The organism is Deinococcus terrestris (genome assembly GCF_009377345.1).
GTDB lineage: Bacteria > Deinococcota > Deinococci > Deinococcales > Deinococcaceae > Deinococcus > Deinococcus terrestris.
Window position 1 is genome coordinate 41,822 of record NZ_WBSL01000004.1, and the last position, 15,829, is coordinate 57,650.

A 15,829-nucleotide genomic window follows, 5' to 3' on the forward strand; every position below is an offset into this window, starting at 1 on the left:
GGAGGTGCGCCTTATCACGCAGGAAATCTGGGCGGACGTGCTGGGGTACGTCCGCAAAAACATCTCGGAAGTCGAGTACCACACCTGGTTCGCGCCCATGAAGAATCTGGGCGTGCAGGGCGGCTCGCTGGTGCTGGGGGTCCGCAACTCTTTCGCGCAGGAGTACGTGCGGCGGCAGTACCAGGTGCTGCTCGAAGACGCCCTGCGCGACCTGGGCGCGGAAAATCCGCAGGTCACCTTTCAGGTGCTCCCCGCCGTGCAGGAGGCGATGATCCTTCCCGAGGACCCGCCCCCGCCGCGCCCCGGCCCGGCCGGACGCGCGGCACCGGACCCCGCCCCCGCCGAAAACCGCAAGTCGCTGAACCCCAAGTACACCTTCGAGAACTTCGTGGTCGGCCCCAACAACAACCTCGCGCACGCGGCGGCGCTCGCGGTCGCCGAGTCGCCCGGCAAGGCGTACAATCCCCTCTTTATCTACGGGGACGTGGGCCTGGGCAAGACCCACCTGATGCACGCGGTGGGGCACTACATGGCCGAGAGATTCCCCGACAAGCGCATCGAATATGTCTCCACCGAGTCGTTTACCAACGACCTGATCAACGCGATCCGCGAAGACAAGATGACGCAGTTTCGCAACCGCTACCGTTCGGTGGACCTGCTGCTCGTCGACGACATCCAGTTTCTGGCCGGGAAGGAGCGCACGCAAGAAGAGTTTTTCCACACATTCAACGCGCTCTACGAGAACCACAAGCAGATCATCCTGAGTTCGGACCGGCCTCCCAAGGACATTCAGACGCTGGAAGGCCGGTTACGCAGCCGCTTCGAGTGGGGCCTGATCACCGACATCCAGTCTCCCGAGTTTGAGACGCGGGTGGCGATCCTGAAGATGAATGCCGAGCAGAGCCACACGGTTATCCCACAAGAAGTGCTGGAGCTGATCGCGCGGCAGGTCACCAGCAACATCCGCGAACTGGAAGGCGCCCTCGTGCGGGTGGTCGCCTATGCCAGCCTCAACAATGTGCCCCTGTCGCGCGTGGTGGCGGCCAAGGCCCTCAGCAACGTCTTCGCGCCGCAGGAGGTCAAGGTCGAGATGATCGACGTGCTCAAGGCAACGGCTGCCCACTTCGGCCTCTCGCCCGACCAGATACGGGGCTCGGGCCGCGCCCGAGAGGTCGTCGTGCCCCGGCAGGTTGCCATGTACCTCGTGCGGGACTTGACCGGACACTCGCTCCCGGAGATTGGGCAGTTCTTCGGCCGCGACCATTCCACCGTCATGCACGCCGTCTCCAAGGTGACCGAACAGATGGGCAAAGACCTGGAGCTGACGGCCGCCGTGCAGACCCTGCGGGGCCAACTCAATGATGTGGAAGATGAGCGAGAAGGGGCGTAATCTCATGATTAGTTACGTCACAGGGCAAATAAGTTCCAAATTCCGTTCCAAAAGGGTGTGCGAGCTTTCACGATCTGTGGACAAGGTTGTGGATAACCTCCAAAACCTGTGGATAAGTCGCCCTTTTCTGTGGATAAAATTGTGGATAAGTAGAGTAGTTATCCACAGGCGAAAAGGGGCTGTGGAAAACCCCCCGAGTTATCCACAGGTTATCCACAGCTTTTCGAGTTTTCCACAACCCGCCTGTGGATAACTTTTCCGCGCTGGGCGCGGTCCGAGGTGAGTTTTCCACATTATCCACAGGCCCTACTACTACTACTACTAATTTATTAATTTCTAGAAGACAGAAAAAGATAGACCCCTCCAGGGGGAAAGGTGGAAGATGAGAGCACACGTCACCAAAAAGATTCTCAGTGAAGGTCTGAGTCTCCTCGAACGGGTCATTCCCAGCCGCAGCAGCAATCCGCTGCTCACGTCCCTCAAGGTCGAGGCGAGCGCCGAGGGCCTGACCCTCAGCGGGACCAACCTCGAAATCGACCTGTCGTGCTTCGTGCCCGCCGAGGTGCAGGAGCCGCAAAACCTCGTCGTGCCCGCGCACCTGTTCGCGCAGATCGTGCGGAACCTGGGGGGCGAACTCGTCGAACTGGAACTTGCGGGCAACGAACTCGCGGTGCGGGCGGGCGGCAGCGATTTCAAGCTCCAGATTGGGGACTTTGACGCCTATCCGCCGCTGTCGTTCCCGACCCACGCCGACGTGAGCCTTGACGCCGCCGAGCTGTCGCGGGCGCTGGGCAGCGTGCGCTACGCGGCGAGCAACGAGGCGTTTCAGGCGGTCTTCCGGGGCATCAAGCTGGAGCACCGGGGGGAGTCGGCCCGCGTGGTCGCCTCGGACGGGTACCGGGTCGCCCTGCGTGATTTTCCCGCCAACGGGGACGGGCGCAACCTGATCATCCCCGCCCGCAGCGCCGACGAGCTGATCCGGGTGCTGAGGGACGGAGAGGCCCGCTTCACCTACGGCGAGGGCATGCTCAGCGTGACCACCGAGCGGGTGCGGATGAACCTCAAGCTGCTCGACGGCGAATTTCCCGATTACGAGCGGGTGATTCCCAAAGACATCCGCCTTCAGGTAACCCTGCCCGCCACCGCGCTGAAAGAGGCAGTCAGCCGCGTGGCCGTACTGGCCGACAAGAACGCGAACAACCGGGTCGAGTTCCTCGTTTCCGAGGGCAAGTTGCGCCTGGCCGCCGAGGGGGACTACGGCCGTGCCCAGGACACCCTCGACGTGGTGCAGGGGGGCATGGAACCCGCCATGAGCCTCGCCTTCAACGCCCGGCATGTCCTCGATGCCCTGGGGCCGATCGAGGGGGAGGCCGAACTTCTCTTCTCGGGCTCCACGAGCCCCGCCATCTTTCGCGCGAGCGGGGGAGGCGGGTACATGGCGGTCATGGTCACGCTGCGCGTCTGAGGGGCCTCTGCGGGGCAGCACGGGGCATTCCCTCTGCCGTCCCTTCCCTCCGCCCGAGTCAGTCAACCCGCTCCCCGTATAGTGTCAGCGATACACATTCCCCCACGGGGGCAGTGCAGGTCAGGATGCAGGCCAGGAGGTCCCAGCATGAACATCGAGAAAGTGATCGCCCGTGAAGTGCTCGACTCGCGCGGCAACCCGACGGTGGAAGCCGAAGTGCATCTCGACAGCGGCTTTTCCGGCCGCGCCATCGTGCCCTCGGGAGCCAGCACGGGAACCCATGAGGCGCTCGAACTGCGCGACGGCGGCGAGCGTTACGGCGGCAAGGGCGTGCTCAAGGCCGTGCAGAACGTGAACGAGGCCCTCGGCCCGGCCGTGGTCGGCCTCGACGCCTCCGAGCAGGGGGCCGTGGACGCCGCGCTGATGGCGGTGGACGGCACCCCCAACAAGGGCCGGATGGGGGGCAACGCGATCCTGGCGGTCAGCCTCGCCACGGCGCGGGCGGCGGCCAATGAGCTGGACGTGCCCCTGTATCGCTACCTGGGCGGCAGCAACGCCAAGACGCTTCCGGTCCCGATGATGAACCTGATCAACGGCGGGGCACACGCCGACAACTCGGTGGACTTTCAGGAATTTATGGTGATGCCTGTCGGGGCACCGACCTTCCGCGAGGCCCTGCGTTACGGCGCCGAGACCTTCCACACGCTCAAAAAGGTCCTCTCCTCGCGCGGCTACAACACCAACGTGGGTGACGAGGGCGGTTTCGCCCCCGACCTGAAGAGCAACGAGGAAGCCCTGCAGGTCCTGCTGGAAGCCATCGAGAAGGCGGGCTACGAGCCGGGCAAGGACATCGCCATCGCGCTCGATCCGGCCGTGACCGAGCTGTACAAGGAGGGCCAGTACCACCTGGAGAGCGAGGGGCGGACCCTCTCCACCGCCGAGATGGTGGATTTCTGGGCGGACTGGGCGGGACGTTATCCCATCGTCTCCATCGAGGATGGCCTCGCGGAAGACGACTGGGACGGCTGGCAGCAGCTCACCACGGAGATCGGGGACCAGGTGCAGCTTGTCGGGGACGACCTGTTTGTGACCAATCCCGAGCGCCTTGCGCGGGGGATCGAGACGGGCGTGGGCAACGCGATTCTGGTCAAGGTCAACCAGATCGGCAGCCTCACCGAGTCGATGGACGCCATCGAACTTGCCAAGCGCAGCCGCTACGGGACCATCATCAGCCACCGCTCCGGCGAGTCGGAAGACGCCTTCATCGCCGACCTCGCCGTCGCCACCAACGCCGGGCAGATCAAGACGGGTTCGGCCTCCAGATCGGACCGCATCGCCAAATACAACCAGCTGCTGCGGATCGAGGACGCGCTCGGAAGCTCGGCCGTCTACCTCGGCCGCAAGGCGCTGAGGTAAGTCCGGTTCTGGGGATCAGGCGTTCAGGGAGGGCACTTCCTGAGACCTGATCCCCCGACGCTCCACCCTCTGGAAGGGCTTCCAGGCCAGAAAGCAGGCACCCATGAAACACTTCGACAGAGCCACCAAGATCGTCGCCACCATCGGCCCGGCGAGCCGCAATCCGCAGACGCTGGGGCGGATGATGGACACGGGGCTGAACGTGGTCCGCATGAACTTCAGCCACGGCGACCCTGAAGACCACCGCCAGACGGTGCAGATGGTGCGCGAACTCGCCGCCCAGCGCGGGCTGACCATCGGCATCCTGCAAGACCTGCAAGGCCCCAAGATCCGGGTGGCCCGCTTCCGGGAAGGACAGGTCACGCTGGAAACCGGACAGCGCTTCACGATCACGATGGACGACGTGGAGGGCGACGAGGAACGGGTCGGCAGCACCTACAAGGGCCTGGCGCAGGACGTGTATCCGGGCCTGATCCTGCTGCTCGACGACGGCAACCTTTCCCTGAGGGTGGAGCATGTGCGCGGTCAGGACATCCAGACCACCGTCCTGGTCGGCGGCGTCCTGAAGAACAACAAAGGGATCAACGTGCCCGGCGCCGACCTCTCGGTGCCTGCCCTGACCGAGAAAGACGTGCAGGACATGGAATTCGGAGCCGGGCTGGGGGTGGACTGGGTGGCGCTCTCGTTCGTGCGCTCGCGGGATGACCTGCTGCTCGCCCGGCATTACCTCGCCCGCTTTGGCAGCCGCGCCAAGCTGATGGCGAAGATCGAGAAGCCGCAGGCGGTCGAGCGTTTCGAGGACATCCTGCGTGAGGTAGACGGCATCATGGTGGCCCGCGGGGACCTTGGGGTGGAGATGCGGCCCGAGCAGGTGCCCACCATCCAGAAACGCCTGATCCGCCTGTGCCGCGAGGCCGGGAAGCCCGTGATCACCGCGACCCAGATGCTCGAGAGCATGATCGGCCTGCCGCGCCCCACCCGCGCCGAGGCGTCGGACGTGGCGAACGCGATCTACGACGGCACCGACGCCGTGATGCTCTCGGCGGAGTCGGCGGCGGGACAGTATCCGGTCGAAGCCGTCGCCATGATGGACCGCATCGCCCGCGAGGCCGAGAGCAGTGAGCACTACGAGATGCTTCAGCGCCAGATGGTCGTGGAGACCGAACTCGCGCAGGACTCCATCGCCTACGCGGCCTGCTCCATCGGCGAAAAGCTGGAGGCCCCGGCCATCGTGGCGTTTACCAGTACTGGTGGGGCGGCGACCCGCATCGCCAAGTACCGGCCCCGCGTGGCGATCCTGGCCCTGACCCCCAACGAGCAGACCCGCAACCAGCTCGCCCTGACCTGGGGCGTCTCGCCCATGCTCAGCGAGGACCCCCACAACACCGACGACATGGTCCGCATCGCCAACGACGAGCTCAAAAAGAGCGGTCTGGCCGACGTGGGCGACCGCTACGTGATCACGGCGGGCGTGCCCTTCGGTGTGCGCGGCACCACCAACATGCTCCGTGTGGAGCGGCTGCGCGAAGAGGACCTGAGCGACCGCGTTTAAACCTTCACCCCACTTTCATCCCGCTGCCCCTGTCAAGCTGAAGTCAGGGGCGAGCGGGGTTTTTATCCACAGGGAGCGGGTTTATCCACAGGGAGGGTGTGGATAACTCGGGACGGCTGGCCCTTGCGGCCTAGCCTTGCGGCACCACCCGCACGAAACGGTCCTTGCCCTTCTGGAAGACCACGCCCCCAGCCGGAAGCTCGACGGTCGCCTGCGGGTCGGTCAGTGTCTCGCCGTCCAGCTTCAGGCCCCGGTTCTGGATCAGCTTCTTGGCGGCGCCGTTGCTGGGTTCCAGCCCTGCGAGGACGGCCAACCGCACCGCGCTGTAGCGTCCCTCATCGCCCGCGAGGTCAGCGGGCACGGGCACGCTGGGGATGTCGTCGGGAATCGCGCCCTTCGCCACCGCCTTGAAGCGGGCCTCGGCGGCGTCCAGATCGGCCTCAGGGTGCAGCCAGCGCATCACCTCGCGGGCGAGTTCGCGGTGGGCGGCGACGGGGTGCCCGGCGAGCAGTTCGGCAATTCGTTCTTGTGGCAGATCGGTCAGCAGGGTGAAGTAGTTTTCCAGCAGGGGGTCGGGCACCTTCATCAGCCCGGCGAACATGGCGTGCGGCTCGTCGGTCAGGCCGATGTAGTTGTCCAGGCTCTTGGACATCTTCTCGGTGCCGTCCAGCCCCACGAGGAGCGGCAGGGTCATCACGACCTGCGGTTCCTGGTCGTAGTCGCGTTGCAGGGCGCGGCCCACCAGGTTGTTGAACAGTTGGTCGGTGCCGCCGAGTTCCACATCTGCCCGCAGCGCCACCGAGTCGTAGCCCTGGGTGAGCGGGTAGAGGAGTTCGTGGACGCTGATGGGCGTGCCCGCGTTGAGCCGCTTCGTGAAGTCGTCGCGCTCCAGAATGCGGGCCACCGTGTAGCGGCTCGCCAGCCGGATCACGTCGGCGTACCCCATCGGCTCCAGCCATTCGCCGTTGAAGCGCAGCTCCAGCACCTCCGGGTCGTCGCGCAGGATCAGCTTGCACTGGTCCAGGTAGCTCTGGGCGTTGGCGCGGGTGTCCTCCAGCGTCAGCGGCGGGCGCGTCTTGGACTTGCCGGAGGGGTCGCCGATCATGGCAGTGAAGTCCCCGATCAGCATGATGACCCGGTGCCCGAGGTCCTGAAACTGCCGCATCTTGCGCAGGATGACCGCGTGCCCGAGGTGCAGGTCGGGCCGGGTGGGGTCGGCGCCGAGCTTGACGCGCAGGGGCGTGCCCGTCTCCAGGCTGCGGGTGAGCTTGCGGCGCAGGTCGTCCTCGGTCACGAGGTCCACGACGCCGCGTTTCAGGACGGCGAGCTGTTCGTCTACGGAGAGGTTGCGGCGGATGTCATTCATGGGGACTCCAAAAGAAAGGGCGGCGCACATGCTCTGTCGCAGGTGCGCCGCCTCGGGGTTGGATTTCAGGCTGTAGCTGACCCTCCCACCCTAGCGGCGGGGCGGATATGCACGTCGGGTCAGACGCCTCATGCGGCGCAGCATAGCAAGCCGCGCGGCCTCCCGTAGTCTGTCCCCCGTGAAGACGATCCACGAGCTGCGGGCCACCTTTCCCCGCCCCGGTCGCCTGGAGTGGATCGGGCTGCGGGAGGCCCGCCGCGCCCCGGTGCGGAGCGTGTCCGAAGCAGAAGTGCACCCCCTCGTCGGCCTGATCGGGGACCACGGCAAGGTGGCCCCGCCCCGGCTGCGGGCGCTGAGCGGCGAGCCGGGTGAGGAGGCCGCCCCCGCCAACGCTGCTCCGATCCCCGGTGGCCCCGGACGGCGGCAGGTCACGCTGATTCAGGCCGAGCACCTGCCCGTGATCGCCTCTCTCGCGGGCCTGGAGACGGCCACGCCCGAGCAACTGCGCCGCAACCTCGTCGTGAGCGGGATTCCCCTGCTGGCCCTCAAGGAAGCCCGCTTCCGGGTAGGCGAGGTCGTGCTGGAGGGCACCGGGGAGTGCCACCCCTGCTCGCGGATGGAGGAGACGCTGGGGGAAGGCGGCTACAACGCGGTACGCGGGCACGGCGGCCTGACGGCGCGGGTGATTCAGGGCCGCGTGATTCGGGTGGGCGACGTGGTGACGCCGCTGTGAGCCACCCCCCGCTGGATGCCCGGTTGGAGGCGGTCCTGTCGCTCATTTGCGCTGACACGCACGCCGATATCGGCTCGGACCACGCCCACCTCCCCATCCGCCTGATCTGGGAGGGGCGCATCGGGCGCGGCGTGATCGTGGAACTCAATCCTGGTCCCCTGGCGCTCGCCCGGCGCAACGTGGTGAGGGCACGGCTGGAGGGGGTGCTGGAGGTGCGGGAAGGCGATGGCTTTGACCCCCTGGCCCCTGGCGAGGTGGAGAGCGCCAGCGTGACCGGAATGGGCGCGGGCACCATCGCGGGCATCCTGCGCCGGGCGGGAGAACGGCGGCCGCCCGCGCTGGTCCTCCAGCCCAACGATTCGCCCGCCCCCATTCGGGTCTGGGCGCGGGAACACGGCTACCACCTGCGGGCCGAGCGCCTGATTCCGGGGTACTGGCCCTACCCGGTGCTGCGGCTGGAGCAGGCTGGGGGAGAAGACCCGGCCTACGCGGGCCTGCCCCTCGCCGCCGCCCTGCGCTACGGCCCCCACCTGCTGCGGGAGGGCTCCCCCGTGCTGCGCCGCCAGGTCTGGGCCGATGTGGTGCGCCTGACACCGCTCGCCGCCCCTGGCCGCACCGCCCAGACCGAATTGGAGACGGCACAGGCAGCACTGGAAGTCCTGGGCGGAAACGGGCAATAAAAAAGCCGCCTTCTCGGGCGGTGATGCTGAGAACTATAGCCCGGTATACAGGCGGCGTCAAGACCCGGCAGGTCAGTCTGGGCGTCGCGTGCCCGGAGGCCCCTCGCCGAAAGTTGTTTTCGGCTCTCCGGCGGTTGGCTCCGCTCGACTCACAGTGCAGCCGGATATGCAGCCGCGCACTCTCAAATTATGTTTTAAACAGAAAATGTGCTAAGATATTCGCATGAAGACCGTTCCTCATACCCTGGAATTCGGCACGCATCGGCTGCCCGCCAGCGCGGACGGCCTGCTGCATGCCGCCACCGCCCTGCTCGCGCTGGGCCTTCCGATGCCCGCAGATTGGGCGACCTTTGCGACCGAGTACGACCTCGAAAGCCCCGAGCGCGACTTCGGCGCGGGGCCAGAAGCCACCCTGGATGCGGGCGAGTTTGCCCGGCTCGCCTTCGTCCTGAACACCCCCGAAGCGCGGCGCTGGCGCAAGCGGGCACAGACGTTGCTGGCCCGTGCGCTGACCGGCGACGTGCGCCTGGCCGCCGAGATCGCCGAGCGCAACGCCAACCCCGAGGCCCGGCGCTGGCTGGCCGCCCGGCTGGAAAGCACCGACGCCCGCCGCGAGCTGATGAGCACGGTCGCCCGACACGGCGGCGAGGGCCGGGTGTACGGTCAGCTCGGCTCCATCAGCAACCGCAGCGTGCTGGGCACCGACTCGGCCACCATCCGCCGCGAGCGGGGCGTGCGGCAGACCCGCGATGGCCTGCGCAGCGACGAGCTGCTGCGCCTCGCCTACCTCGACACCGCCACCGCCCGCGCCATCGCCGAGGCGGGTGCCCACGGCAACGAGGCCATCCTGCGCGTCCACGAGGGGGTCGCCCGGCGCGAGCGCGACCTGTGGCGCGACTCGCCCCGCGCGAGCTAGGGCGCTCGGCCCACGTCGCCCTCCCTCTCTTCCCCCCCCCAGCGCGTCCCTCCCAGGGGGCGCGTGTTCTCATTGAGGTGGGGCAGATGGCGTGGGGGCACTGGTCTAGAATGCCGCGCGTGCCGCGCCCGCGCCCCCTTCCCGCCCCAGTCGCCCCCTGCCAGGAGGCAGCGTGACCCGGCCCGTCCCCGGCACCCGGCGGGTGGCCCCGGCCCGGCGCGGGGGAGGGCTGCCCCGGACCCTGAACCGCGCGGTGCTCTCGGAGGTGCTGCGCTGGTACGCGGCGGGTGTGGCACTGTTCCTGATCCTGCGGCTGACCGACATCCTGAGCACGAGTGTCGGGGCCTTCCTGACCTATGGGGCCACGCCAGGGCAGGCGCTGGGGGTCTTCGGGGCGCTGGCGCCCAACACGCTCAACGAGGCGCTGGTGCTCTCGGTGCCCTTTGCGGTGCTGCTGGCCTTTGGGCGGATGCAGGGCGACAGCGAACTCAAGGCGGCGGCGGCGGGGGGGGTGCGGCCCCTCTCGCTGGTGTGGCCGCTCGCGCTGCCCTTCGTGCTGGTGGCGGCGCTGGCCTACTGGAACGCGGGGTACGTGGCCCCGGCGGGATTGGCCCGCTTCGACGCCGCGTGGTACACGATCTACGGCGGCCCGCAGCCCACGCCGACCCAGGATAACTACACCTATGCCTCCGAAGATGGCCTCTTTTATGCCGGACGGGTCGTAAACAGTGCGGGCGGCCCGGTCGCCTCGCTGGAGGGCGTGCTGGTGCAGCGCGGCGACGAGACGATCACGGCCACGGGCGGCACCTGGGACACCGCCGCGCAGACCTGGACAGTCACGGGCGCGTGGATCACCCGCCCCGGCGAGGACCCGCAGCCCGCGCCCGGTCCCCTGGTCTTCCGGCAGACCGATCAACCCCGGCCCCCGGCTCCTCCCGCCCAGCAGGTCAGCACTCCCGAGCTGCGGGCACGGCTGGCGAGCGGCGAGGGCACCCCGGAGGAGCGCCGGGTGGACGCCCACCAGCTTGCCGCGCGGGTGGCCGATCCCCTCACAGCGGTGATTTTCGCGCTGGCGGCGGGGGCGCTGGGGCTGCTGCTGCGTAACCGGGCGGCAGCCTTTGCGGCGGTGGTGGTCTTCGTGGCCCTCTTCTACGCGCTGTGGGCGACCGCGCCGCAACTCGCGCGGGTGGGGGCGCTGCCGCCCACCCTGGCGGCGTGGCTGCCCAACCTGTTCTTCCTGCTGGTGGCGGGCGTGCTGTCCTGGAGACTGCGGTGAAGCGCTTTGAGCGCTACGTGATCCAGGAAATCCTGCCCCCCCTCGTCGGGGCGCTGCTGGCGATCATCCTGCTGCTCTTGCTGCTGCTGCTCGAGGAGGTCATCGCGCCGCTGCTCGCCAAGGGGGCCAGCGGCCTGCTCGTGGCGCGGCTGGTGGCGCTGAACATCCCCGAGGCGGTCGCGCTGGGCCTGCCCATCGCGCTGATGTTCGCCACCCTGCTGGGCCTGTCGCGCCTCGCCGCCGACTCGGAGATCAAGGCGGCGCTGGCGAGCGGGGTCCCGGCCTCGCGCCTCTTCCGGCCCGTGCTGACGCTGGCGGCGGTGGTCACGCTGGGGGCCTTTGCGATCAACGAACTGGTGGTCACCCGCGCCCGCGTGCAGGCCCAGAGCGTGCAGCGTGAGATCGTGCTGGACAATCCCCGCGTGATCGGCCTGGGGGACCCCGGTCAGCCGGGGCTGGTGCTGCGCGACGCGCTGAACCGGGCGATCAGCGTGGGGGAAGCATTGCCGGGCGGCGAGCTGCGCGACCTGCGCATCGTGACCATGCAGGCCGGGCTGCCCCCCCGCGAGGTCATCACAGCCCGTGAGGGCCGCTTGCGCCCCGGCAGCAACGTGCTGGAGTTAACAGAGGGTCGCCGCGTCACCTTCGAGAACGGACGGCCCGTGACGGTCCTCTCCTTCGCCCAGGGCACCCTGCCCGTGCAGGACGTGCAGGCGAGCTTTGACGGCTCGGGGGCGGCGCTGGCCCCCTTTTACCTGCCGCTGCCCGAGCTGCTGGCCCGCACCGGGGCCTACCGCGCCCAGAACGTGCCCGCGCCCGCCGACTTCACGGCGCTGTACCGCAAGTTCAGCGAGCCGCTGGCGGCGCTCGCCCTGGCCTTTTTCGCGGTGAGCCTCGCCGTGTACACCTTCCGCAGCGGCCTGAACCTGGGGCTGGTGTGGGCGCTGCTGCTGACCTTCGCCTACTACGCCACCTGGAGCGTGTTCAAGGTGATGGGCGAGAACGGCGCGGTGCCGCCCCTGCTCGCCGCCGCCGCGCCGGACGTGATCGCGGTGCTGGCGGGAGTGGCGCTGCTGTGGCGGGCGAGCCGGAGGTAGGGGCGGAGCGCGGCAGAACCTCCTCGCACGCTCCATTCCCCACGGACTACGCCCCGCTCCCCACCTGCGTCGCCTGAATCGCCGTCAGCGCAATCGTGTACACGATGTCATCCACCAGCGCCCCCCGCGAGAGGTCGTTGACGGGCTTGCGCAGGCCCTGAAGCATCGGCCCGACGGCGACCACGCCCGCCGAGCGCTGCACGGCCTTGTAGGTCGTGTTCCCGGTGTTGAGGTCGGGAAAGATGAACACGGTCGCGCGGCCCGCGACGGGGCTGTTCGGGGCCTTCTGGCGGCCCACGCTCAGGACGGACGCGGCGTCGTACTGGAGGGGGCCGTCCACCGGGAGGTCGGGACGGCGCTCGCGCACGAGGCGGGTGGCCTCCTTGACCTTCTCCACGTCGGCGCCCTCGCCGCTCTCGCCCGTGGAGTAGCTGAGCATGGCGACGCGCGGCGGAATCCCGAAGGCCCGCGCACTGTCGGCGGACTGGATGGCGATGTCCGCGAGTTCCTCGGCATTCGGGTTGGGGTTGATCGCCGCGTCGCCGTACACCAGCACCTGCTCAGGCATCAGCATGAAGAAGATGGACGACACCAGCGACGAGCCGGGGGCCGTCTTGATGAGTTGCAGCGCCGGGCGCACCGTGTTGGCGGTGGTGTGGACCGCGCCGGAGACCAGCCCGTCCACCTCGTCCAGCGCGAGCATCATGGTGCCCAGCACCACCGTGTCTTCCAGCTCCCCCTCGGCCTGGGGCGCGGTCAGCCCCTTGTGCTTGCGGAGGTCCACCATCGGTTCCACGTACTGCCGCCGCACGCTCTCGGGGTCCACGACCTCCAGCCCCTCGGGGACGGTGAGGCCCTGCCCCTCCGCGACCTGCCGCACCCGCTCGGGGTTGGCGAGGAGCACGGGGCGGGCGATGCCCTTCTCCACACAGCGAATGGCGGCCCGCACGGTGCGCGGCTCGTCGCCCTCCGGCAGGACGATGCGCTTGTTCGCGGCCCGCGCCCGCTGAATCAGCTCGTAGCGGAAGGCGCTGGGGGGCATCCGGCGGTCGCCTTCCGCCTGCGGGGTCTTCAGGCGGCTTCTGAGCGGCACGGTGTCCAGGCGGTCCGCGATGAAGTCCAGCGTGCGCTCCATCCGCTCCAGGTCGTCGTGCGGCACGCGGGGGTCCAGCCGGGAGAGGGCCGAGGCCGTGTGGAACGAGTTCGTCTCCACCCGCAGCACGGGGAGCGAACTCGTCAGCGCGGCGCGGCACAGCCGCTCGATGGAGGGTTCGGGGCTGCTCCCGGAGGTGTACAGCAGTCCCGCGAGCGGCACCCCGCTGAGGTGCGAGAGGGCCGCCGCCATGACCACGTCCTCGCGGTCGCCCGGCGTGACCACCAGCGCCCCGGACGCGAAGAGGCCCGCGTCGGCCATCTTGGGGACGGTGCGGGCGGTGACCACCGTGCTCGTGACCCGGCGCTGGGCCGCCTCGCCCTCATTGAGGATCTCGGCCCCGAGATGCCGGGCCACGTCCAGGGTGCGCGGCGCACTCAGGGCCGGAGACTGCGCGATCACGCCGAGGAGCGGCAACTCGCCGCCCGACAGCACCCGGCTCCGCACCCGCAATTCGGCCAGCAGGCCGCCGAAGTCCAGGCCCAGCGGCGCGAAGTTCAGCACGTACCCCGCGAGGCCCGAGCCGTCCGAGCGGCGGTAATTCTGCGCCGCGATTTCCAGCTCGTCCGCGAGCGCCCCCGCCGTGACCCCGGCGAGGCTGGAAACGAGGACCACGTCGGCCTCCAGGTTGCGGGCGAGACTGGCGTTCAGTGCCCCGGCGTAGGTGTTGCGCTCGTTCAGCGCGAGCCCCTCCGCGATCAGCACGTCGGCCCCGCCCGGTCCCCCGGCAGCCTGCCGCGAGAGGGCGACGACCTCCTCCATCAGGTCCTCTTCCGCCCCCTGGCTGAGCTGCTCCTCGGCGTGCGCGAGGGCAATGGGCGTGGGCGGCTGGAGGTGCGCGAGGGTGCGGGCGAAGTGCACCGAGTCGTCGGTCGCCGTCTCGTGCGTCTGGGCGATGGGCTTGAGAAAGGCGACCCGCAGGCCCTGCCGTTCCAGGGCGCGGGCGAGGCCCAGGGCGGTGCTGCTCAGGCCCACGCCGTTGCGGGTGGGCGCGACGAAGAGGGTATGCATGGAAGGCTCCTTCGGGGGGTGGGGGAGGGTGAAGGCTCGGGGCGGCCCGTCTTCTACGCTACAGGCCCCGCGCGACGAGCTGCGCCGTCTCCCGCGCGATCATCCGTTCCTCGTTCGTGTTCACGACGAGGGCGGGCAGGCTCTCCGGCGTGGTGATGACGCCGCCCTGCCCGCGCACGGCCCTTGCGTTCGCCTCCGCGTCCAAATGGAAGCCCAGCAGCCCCAGCCGCTCCAGGGTGGCCGAGCGCACGGCGGCGCTGTTCTCCCCGATGCCGCCCGTGAAGACCAGCCCGTCCAGGCGTCCCAGGGCCACCGCCATCCCCGCGACCGTTTTGGCGAGGCGGTACACGAAGACCTCCACCGCGAGGCGTGCCCCGGCATGGCCCCGCCCGGCGGCTTCCTCCAGCTCGCGCATGTCGTTGCTCAGCCCCGAGAGGCCCAGCAGCCCGCTCTCCTTGTTCAGCGCCGCCGTGACCTGGGTGAGGCTCAGGCCCGCCTCCCGCGCGATGAAGTCGTGCAGGCCGGGGTCCACGTCGCCGCTGCGGGTGCCCATGACCAGCCCCTCCAGCGGGGTCAGGCCCATGCTGGAGTCGGCGCTGCGTCCGCCCGCGACCGCGCACACGCTCGCCCCGTTGCCCAGGTGCGCGGTGACGAGGTTGAGGTCTTCCAGCGGTCTGTCCAGCATCCTCGCCGCCTCGCCCGCGACGTAGGCGTGACTCGTGCCGTGGAAACCGTAGCGCCGCACCCCGTGCTGGCGGTACCAGCTTTCCGGCACGGCGTAGCGGTAGGCGACCTCCGGCATGGTCTGGTGAAAGGCGGTGTCAAAGACGGCCACATGCGGCACGTCCCCGAAGGCTGCCTGCGCCGCCTCGATCCCCGCAATATTGGCCGGGTTGTGCAGCGGTGCGAGGGGCACGCAGGCCCGCACCGCGTCTAACACCTCCGGCGTGAGGAGGGCCGGGGCGCTGAAGAGGTCGCCGCCGTGAACGACCCGGTGGCCCACTGCGCCCACCTGCTCGCGCAGGTCCAACGCGCCCAGTTCGGCCAGCACCACCCCGAAAGCCTCGGGATAGCCCCCACCGGGCAGCGGCACCGTGACCCGCTCCCCGGCACGGTCCACCCGCACCGAGGCGGCGTCGGTGCCCAGCCGTTCAGCCAGTCCCGCGAGGGGCACGTCGGGGGTGTCTGGCCGCAGCAGCGCGAACTTCAGGCTGCTCGACCCGCAGTTGACGACAAGGGTCCACATGGGGGCATTCTGGCCCAGACCGGCAGGGGGGGGCGTCCCGGCTTCCTTGAGGCTGCGGACTTGAGCCTGCGGAAACTACTCTCACCGCACCCGCGTCACCCGCCGAACCTCCACCTCGCCCTCCACATGCTCCAGCCGCAGCACGGGGGCTGCCGGATAGTCCGGGTACAGCCCCTCGCCCCACTCGACCACGCTGAGGCGACTGCCCGCGACGAGGTCTTCGAGGTCCATCTCGTACAGCTCGGCCACGTCCCGCACTCGGTAGGCGTCCACATGCAGGACCCGCCCGACCGGGGTGGGGTAGACGTGCATCAGGGCGTAGGTGGGGCTGGTCACGCCCTCCGAGAAGCCGTAGGCCTCCACCAGCCCCTGCGTGAGCGTGGTCTTGCCTGCCCCCAACTCGCCTTCCAGAAACAGGACCGAGCCGGACGGCAGCGCGTGGGCGAGGGCGGCCCCCAGCGCCCGCTGCTCGCCTTCACCGCGCAGCAGGCGGGACTCGCCGGGGGTCAGGGGCAACTCCGTCATGGG

13 protein-coding genes are annotated in these 15,829 nt (G+C 69.0%); 9 read left to right on the forward strand and 4 right to left on the reverse strand.

Annotation, left to right across the window (positions count from 1 at the left end; genetic code table 11):
- Nucleotides 1–13 precede the first annotated feature (13 nt).
- The 4 genes from dnaA to pyk all read left to right on the forward strand — a co-directional run bounded on the left by dnaA (nucleotide 14) and on the right by pyk (nucleotide 5,823).
- Nucleotides 14–1,390, forward strand: coding sequence for a chromosomal replication initiator protein DnaA (gene dnaA / locus F8S09_RS10145; protein WP_322618757.1), 1,377 nt, complete (start codon nucleotides 14–16; stop codon nucleotides 1,388–1,390).
- A gap of 382 nt (nucleotides 1,391–1,772) precedes the next feature.
- Nucleotides 1,773–2,855, forward strand: coding sequence for a DNA polymerase III subunit beta (gene dnaN / locus F8S09_RS10150; protein WP_152871381.1), 1,083 nt, complete (start codon nucleotides 1,773–1,775; stop codon nucleotides 2,853–2,855).
- Nucleotides 2,856–3,002: 147 nt separating this feature from the next.
- A complete protein-coding gene (gene eno / locus F8S09_RS10155; protein WP_152871382.1) occupies nucleotides 3,003–4,271 on the forward strand; it encodes a phosphopyruvate hydratase in 1,269 nt (422 codons plus the stop codon).
- A gap of 103 nt (nucleotides 4,272–4,374) precedes the next feature.
- Nucleotides 4,375–5,823, forward strand: a complete 1,449-nt coding sequence (gene pyk, locus F8S09_RS10160; protein WP_152871383.1) for a pyruvate kinase — start codon at nucleotides 4,375–4,377, stop codon at nucleotides 5,821–5,823.
- A gap of 130 nt (nucleotides 5,824–5,953) precedes the next feature.
- Here pyk and tyrS read toward each other — a convergent pair whose 3' ends face one another.
- Nucleotides 5,954–7,189: a tyrosine--tRNA ligase gene (gene tyrS / locus F8S09_RS10165; protein ID WP_194165306.1), complete on the reverse strand. Its 1,236-nt coding sequence runs from the start codon at nucleotides 7,187–7,189 to the stop codon at nucleotides 5,954–5,956.
- Between the two features lie 178 nt (nucleotides 7,190–7,367).
- On the opposite strand from tyrS, the gene F8S09_RS10170 reads away from it, so the two are divergent.
- From F8S09_RS10170 to F8S09_RS10190, 5 genes are all read left to right on the forward strand, one after another.
- The gene (locus tag F8S09_RS10170; protein ID WP_322618711.1) at nucleotides 7,368–7,922 is read left to right on the forward strand and encodes an MOSC domain-containing protein; all 555 of its coding nucleotides are present in this window, start codon (nucleotides 7,368–7,370) and stop codon (nucleotides 7,920–7,922) included.
- Nucleotides 7,919–8,602 (forward strand): tRNA (adenine(22)-N(1))-methyltransferase TrmK, encoded by a 684-nt coding sequence (locus tag F8S09_RS10175; protein ID WP_322618712.1) that lies wholly within the window; start codon nucleotides 7,919–7,921, stop codon nucleotides 8,600–8,602. Before F8S09_RS10170 ends, F8S09_RS10175 begins: the two co-directional genes overlap by 4 nt.
- Nucleotides 8,603–8,825: 223 nt before the next feature.
- Nucleotides 8,826–9,518, forward strand: coding sequence for a DNA damage response protein DdrC (gene ddrC / locus F8S09_RS10180; RefSeq protein ID WP_152871386.1), 693 nt, complete (start codon nucleotides 8,826–8,828; stop codon nucleotides 9,516–9,518).
- Between the two features lie 172 nt (nucleotides 9,519–9,690).
- A complete protein-coding gene (locus tag F8S09_RS10185; RefSeq protein ID WP_322618713.1) occupies nucleotides 9,691–10,794 on the forward strand; it encodes an LptF/LptG family permease in 1,104 nt (367 codons plus the stop codon).
- Entirely contained in the window at nucleotides 10,791–11,891 is a 1,101-nt protein-coding gene (locus F8S09_RS10190) for an LptF/LptG family permease (protein WP_322618714.1), read from the forward strand. The genes F8S09_RS10185 and F8S09_RS10190 overlap by 4 nt, the downstream gene beginning before the upstream one ends.
- Nucleotides 11,892–11,937: 46 nt before the next feature.
- Here F8S09_RS10190 and pta read toward each other — a convergent pair whose 3' ends face one another.
- The 3 genes from pta to tsaE all read right to left on the reverse strand — a co-directional run bounded on the left by pta (nucleotide 11,938) and on the right by tsaE (nucleotide 15,826).
- Nucleotides 11,938–14,055 (reverse strand): phosphate acetyltransferase, encoded by a 2,118-nt coding sequence (gene pta, locus F8S09_RS10195; protein ID WP_152871387.1) that lies wholly within the window; start codon nucleotides 14,053–14,055, stop codon nucleotides 11,938–11,940.
- A gap of 58 nt (nucleotides 14,056–14,113) precedes the next feature.
- On the reverse strand, nucleotides 14,114–15,301 hold the full coding sequence (locus tag F8S09_RS10200; protein ID WP_152871388.1) for an acetate kinase: 1,188 nt from the start codon (nucleotides 15,299–15,301) through the stop codon (nucleotides 14,114–14,116).
- 81 nt (nucleotides 15,302–15,382) lie between these two features.
- On the reverse strand, nucleotides 15,383–15,826 hold the full coding sequence (tsaE, locus tag F8S09_RS10205) for a tRNA (adenosine(37)-N6)-threonylcarbamoyltransferase complex ATPase subunit type 1 TsaE (RefSeq protein ID WP_152871389.1): 444 nt from the start codon (nucleotides 15,824–15,826) through the stop codon (nucleotides 15,383–15,385).
- Nucleotides 15,827–15,829: the final 3 nt, after the last annotated feature.

Coding starts and splice junctions, on each gene's coding strand:
- dnaN (WP_152871381.1), top strand. CDS start 1,773: ATGAGAGCACACGTCACCAAAAAGATTCTCAGTGAAGGTCTGAGTCTC.
- eno (WP_152871382.1), top strand. CDS start 3,003: ATGAACATCGAGAAAGTGATCGCCCGTGAAGTGCTCGACTCGCGCGGC.
- pyk (WP_152871383.1), top strand. CDS start 4,375: ATGAAACACTTCGACAGAGCCACCAAGATCGTCGCCACCATCGGCCCG.
- tyrS (WP_194165306.1), bottom strand. CDS start 7,189: ATGAATGACATCCGCCGCAACCTCTCCGTAGACGAACAGCTCGCCGTC.
- ddrC (WP_152871386.1), top strand. CDS start 8,826: ATGAAGACCGTTCCTCATACCCTGGAATTCGGCACGCATCGGCTGCCC.
- pta (WP_152871387.1), bottom strand. CDS start 14,055: ATGCATACCCTCTTCGTCGCGCCCACCCGCAACGGCGTGGGCCTGAGC.
- F8S09_RS10200 (WP_152871388.1), bottom strand. CDS start 15,301: ATGTGGACCCTTGTCGTCAACTGCGGGTCGAGCAGCCTGAAGTTCGCG.
- tsaE (WP_152871389.1), bottom strand. CDS start 15,826: ATGACGGAGTTGCCCCTGACCCCCGGCGAGTCCCGCCTGCTGCGCGGT.